General features: G+C 75.9%; 5 protein-coding genes and 1 pseudogene. 4 read left to right on the forward strand and 2 right to left on the reverse strand.

Annotation, left to right across the window (positions count from 1 at the left end; translation table 11 throughout):
• The 3 genes from TR48_RS36570 to TR48_RS36580 all read left to right on the forward strand — a co-directional run.
• Positions 1–1,101 (forward strand): phosphodiester glycosidase family protein (locus TR48_RS36570; protein WP_042374940.1); only part of this gene is annotated, 1,101 nt, incomplete at its 5' end.
• A complete protein-coding gene (locus TR48_RS36575; protein ID WP_042374942.1) occupies positions 1,098–2,003 on the forward strand; it encodes a decaprenyl-phosphate phosphoribosyltransferase in 906 nt (301 codons plus the stop codon). The genes TR48_RS36570 and TR48_RS36575, both read left to right, overlap by 4 nt.
• Positions 2,004–2,005: 2 nt before the next feature.
• On the forward strand, positions 2,006–3,364 hold the full coding sequence (locus TR48_RS36580) for an FAD-binding protein (RefSeq protein ID WP_152628385.1): 1,359 nt from the start codon (positions 2,006–2,008) through the stop codon (positions 3,362–3,364).
• A 22-nt stretch (positions 3,365–3,386) separates the two neighbouring features.
• Here the strand turns inward: TR48_RS36580 and TR48_RS36585 are convergent, their stop codons facing one another.
• The gene (locus tag TR48_RS36585; protein ID WP_042374943.1) at positions 3,387–3,827 is read right to left on the reverse strand and encodes a MarR family winged helix-turn-helix transcriptional regulator; all 441 of its coding nucleotides are present in this window, start codon (positions 3,825–3,827) and stop codon (positions 3,387–3,389) included.
• A gap of 2 nt (positions 3,828–3,829) precedes the next feature.
• Complete coding sequence (locus TR48_RS36590) at positions 3,830–4,321, reverse strand: MarR family winged helix-turn-helix transcriptional regulator (RefSeq protein ID WP_042374944.1); 492 nt, start codon at positions 4,319–4,321, stop codon at positions 3,830–3,832.
• A gap of 148 nt (positions 4,322–4,469) precedes the next feature.
• Between TR48_RS36590 and TR48_RS44010 the strand changes: the two are divergent.
• Positions 4,470–4,728 (forward strand): annotated as a pseudogene (locus TR48_RS44010) (hypothetical protein); the annotation flags it as partial.

Here is a 4,728-nt window from a genome sequence, read left to right on the forward strand (position 1 = left end):
GTCCCGCAGAGGCCCTGGGCGCGGGCGCTGGCCGCACTGCTCGCGGCCCTGCTGATCTGGGTCGGCTGGTCGCTCGGGCAGGCGCTGACCGCCCCCGGCGACGACAGCGTCGTCGCGCGCGTCGCGGACTGGGGACGCAACAACCATCTCGCGCCCGTGGTCACGCTGATGGAGACGATCCAGTACGACCTCAGCCCGCCCCGGGTCGGCGGCAGACCCGCCATCGCGCTGCGCCCCGCCGCGCCCGCGCCCCACGCTGCGACGCACCCCCAGGCGCTGCCGCCCCGCCTCGTCTCGCCCGCCGGGCCGCCGCTGCCGGGGGAGGGGGCCTGGCAGGTGCTGCGGACCGTCGGCGGCAGGCCCGCCCTCCTGGGCGCCTACCTGCGCCCCGACGCGCAGCACACCTCCTACGTCGCCGCCGTCGCCTCCATGGATCCGACGCTGCTCCGCTTCGAGCTGCACCCCGGCTGGAGCGACCCCGGGACCGCCGCCTGGGGCGTCCCCTACGAGGTCCCGGCGGGCGGGCGGTCCGGCCTCGTCGCCACGTTCAACGGCGGGTTCAAGATCAACGAGGCGGGCGGCGGCTTCTACCTGAACGGCACCACCCGCGGGACGCTGACCCCGGGCGCCGCCTCGCTGGTCCTCTATCGCGACGGCCGGGTGGCCGTGGGTGTCTGGGGCCGGGACGTCTCGATGACCTCGCAGGTCGTGGGCGTGCGGCAGAACCTGAAGCTGATCGTCGACCACGGCGTCGTGCCCGCGGCGGTCGACACGAACATCGAGTCCGGGTGGGGCGCGACGATCGGCGGCGCGTACTTCGTCTGGCGTTCGGGGATCGGGGTCACGGCGGACGGCCGCGTCGTCTTCGTCTACGGACCGGCGCTGTCGGTCCGGACCCTCGCCGATCTGCTCCAGCGGGCGGGCTGCGTGGAGGCGATGCAGCTGGACATCAACCCGGCGTGGATGTCGTTCATGTCCTACCGGCCGCCGGTCGGTGGCGCGGACCCCGTCCCGGTCAAGCTGCTGGACGGCCAGCAGCGTCCGGCCGACCGCTACTACTCCACGACCAGCCGCGACTTCGTCGCGGTCTTCGCCCGATGACCGCCGCCCCGCCCACCGCGCTCGCCCCCACGCGGGCGCACGTCCACGCCACCGCACGGGCGGTGCTGCGCACCGCCAGACCGCGGCAGTGGCCCAAGAACCTGCTCGTCCTCGCCGCGCCGCTGGCCGCCGGAAGCACCGGGCGGGACGGGCGCGGCCCCGCCGACCTCGCCCTCGCCGTCGCCGCGTTCACGCTCGCCGCCGCGGCCGGGTACTGCGTCAACGACCTCGCCGACCTCGACCGCGACCGCCGCCACCCGGCGAAGCGGACCCGGCCGCTCGCCTCAGGGGAGCTGACCGTCGCGCAGGGGCGGGTGTGCGCGGCGGTGTTCGCGCTCGCGGCCCTCGCGCTGGCGGCGGCCGTGCCGGGGTGGGCCTTCCTCGGCGTCCTGGCCGGCTACCTGCTGCTCAGCGGCCTGTACTCCTGCGTGCTCAAGCATCTGCCCGGGGTCGAACTCGCCGCGCTGGCCTCGGCGTTCGTGTTGCGGGCGGTCGGCGGCGCGGTCGCCTCGCGGATTCCGCCCTCCGGCTGGTTCCTCCTGGTGTGCAGCCTCGGCGCGCTGTTCGTGGCCGCCGCCAAGCGCAGCGCCGAGGCGGAGCTGCTCGGCGCCGGAGCGGCGCGGCACCGCCCGGCGCTCGGCCACTACGACGCCCACCGGCTCCGCCCGCTGCGATGGCTGCTGCTCGCCGCCACCGTCCTCGGCTACCTCGGCTGGGCGCTCGGCACCGGCAGCGGTTGGCACGTGCTCAGCACCCTGCCGCTGCTCTACGCCCTGCTGCGCTTCGACCGCCTCGTCGACCGCCGCCCGGTCGCCCGCGTCGAGGACCTGCTGCTCAGTGACCGCCGGATGCTGGCAGCCGAACTGCTGTGGCTGCTGGCGTTCCTGGCGCCGATGCTGTGAACGTGGAAGCCGTGACCGCCATGCCGGGGCGGGAGGTGCCGCTCAGCGGCTGGGGCCGGACGCCCAGCGGCCGCGCCGCGCTGCTCGGCCCGCTGACCCTGCCCGCCCTGCGCGACCTGATCGCCGACCGCCCGCACCACGGCCTGGTCGCGCGCGGCGCCGGGCGCAGCTACGGCGACGCCGCGCTCAACACGGGCGGGCTGGTGCTGAGCCCGGCCCAAGAGCCGTGGGTCCTGCTCGACGTGCGTGCCGGGCGCGTCCGGGTCTCCGCCTCGGTGGCCTTCACCGACCTGCTGGCCCGCACCGTCACGCACGGCTGGCTCCCGCCCGTGCTGCCCGGTACCGCCCACCTCACCGTCGGCGGGGCCGTCGCCGCCGACGTCCACGGCAAGAACCAGCACCGCGACGGGTCGATCGCCGCCTGGCTGGACCAGGTCGACCTCGTCGACGGCACCGGTACGCTGCGCCGGCTCACCCCGGCGGGGACCCCGGAGGCCTTCCGCGCCACCGTGGGCGGCATGGGCCTGACCGGCGTGATCGTCTCGGCCACGCTGCGCCTGCTGCCCGTCCGCAGCGCCCGGCTGCGGGTCACCACCCGCCGCGCCGCCGACCTGGACGGGCTCATGGACGCTCTCGCGGGAGCCCCGACCCGCTACGCGGTCGCCTGGATCGACGGCACCGCGCACGGACGCTCGCTGGGCCGTGGCGTCGTCGACCTCGCCGACCACTGCCCCGAGCCCGACCCGCGCCACGAGCCCGGCGGGCCGCGCTACCGGCCCGGCCCGGCGGCGCCCGCGCCCGCCCTGCCGTTCTGCCCCGTGACCCCGCGCACCGCCGCCGCCTTCAACGGCCTGTGGTACCACCGGGCTCCGCGCCTGCGACAGAGCACCGCGTGGCTCGGCTCCTACTTCCACCGGCTCGACGCCGTCTCCGGCTGGAACCGCGCGCTCGGGCCCGCCGGGATCTGGCAGTACCAGTTCGTCGTGCCCGACGCCGAGCGCGAGCTGGTCGTCTGCGTGCTGGAGGCGCTGCACCGGCACCGGGCGTCGCCCTTTCTGGGGACCCTGAAGCGGTTCGGCCCCGCCGACGGCCATCCGTTGTCCTTCCCCCTGGCGGGCTGGTCGCTGGCGGTCGACCTGCCTGCCGCACGGGCCGGGCTCGGCGAGCTGCTCGACGCCCTCGACCGCCTGGTCGCCACCTCCGGCGGCCGGATCTACCTGGCCAAGGACGCCCGGATGGACCGCGCCCGCTTCACCGAGATGTACGGTCCGCTCGACGCCTGGCGCGAGGCGCGCGCCCGGCTCGACCCGCACGGCGTCTTCCGCTCCGACCTGGGCCTCCGCCTGGGGCTGTGCGACTGAGCGCGCGGAGGCGGCCCACGGCCTACCGCAGGGCGGCCAGCTCGGCGTTGGCGCGTGTGGTGACCAGGGTCAGCACACGCCCGGCGGTCGCCAGGTCCTCGGCCGGGATGTCGCCGTAGAGCCGCTCGGTGAGGACGGCGACGGCGTCACGGATGTGCTGGTTGCGGGCCCGGCCCGCGTCCGTCAGGCGCAGGCGGGAGCCGTCGCCGGGCGCGGCCTCCAGCAGGCCCGACGCCTCCAGCCCGGCGACGACGTCGGCGACGGCCGCGTCCGTCGTCTTGAGGTTCCCGGCCAGCCGGACCACCAGCCGGGCCCGGTCGTCGTCGCCGGCAGCGAGTGCGTTGAGCACCGCCGACTGCGGGAAGGTGGTGCCGGAGCGGTCGAGGACGGGGTCAAGCAGCGCGCGGGTGGCGAGGTGGGCCTGCCCGATGACCTGGCCGTTGAGGGTGGGTGTGGTGGACATGGCTACTCCTTGATCGCGGACGTGGTCGTGGACGTGGTCGGGGAATCGAGTGGAGCGTCGAGAAGGGCCGTCAGCTCGCGGGCGAACGCCCCGGTGCGCGGGCTGTCGAGCCCGCCGAGCGGTGCGAACTGCCGGTCGAGCAGGTCGTGGACGATGGCGACGGCGCGTTCGGTCGTCTCGCGCCCGTGGTCGCTGAGCGAGAGCCGGACCGCGCGCGTGTCGGTGGGGTGGGGTGTGCGGGTGACCAGCCCCGCGCCCTCGAGGGTGCGGGCGAGCTTGGACACGTAGAGCGGCTCCAGCCCGGCGTGGTCGGCGAGTTCACGCTGCGTCGGCTGCCGCCCGGAGAGCTGCATGCCCAGCAGCGACCCCAGCAGCGAGTACTGCGCGTGGGTGAGGCCGTGCGGCGCCAGGGCCCGGTCGACCGCCACGCGCCACTTCATCGACAGCCGCCAGACCAGGAACCCGGGCGTCGGCCCTGGGGATGCTTCGCTCATGGAAGATACAGTACATGGCTACTATGTCCATGGCTACTGTTTTCCCGGAGGGGCCCGGGCCCGCGTGGCGTAGTTCCGTTTGCGGGGGCCGCCGTACCGGCCCCGAGAATGGTGTGCGCGTCCGCGTCGACCGTCAGGAAGGCCTGTCGTGAGCTCCCAAGAACCGCCGCCCGGTCCTCCGCACGGCCCCCCGTCCGGTCCGCTGTCCGGTTCGTCCGGCCGCCCGCCGTCCGGCCCTGGGGGTCCGCCGACGGTCCCCGCGTCGGCGCCCGGCGAGCCGCCGAGCGGCGGCGCACGGGCCGTGGGCAAGCCGCCCAAGCGTCGTCGCACCTCGCTGCTGGTCACCGCGGCGGTGGTGCTCGGACTGGCGGTGGCGCTCACCGTGGTCCTGCTCCACCGCCCCCCCC

It is taken from the genome of Streptacidiphilus neutrinimicus, assembly GCF_000787815.1.
Lineage (GTDB): Bacteria > Actinomycetota > Actinomycetes > Streptomycetales > Streptomycetaceae > Streptacidiphilus > Streptacidiphilus neutrinimicus.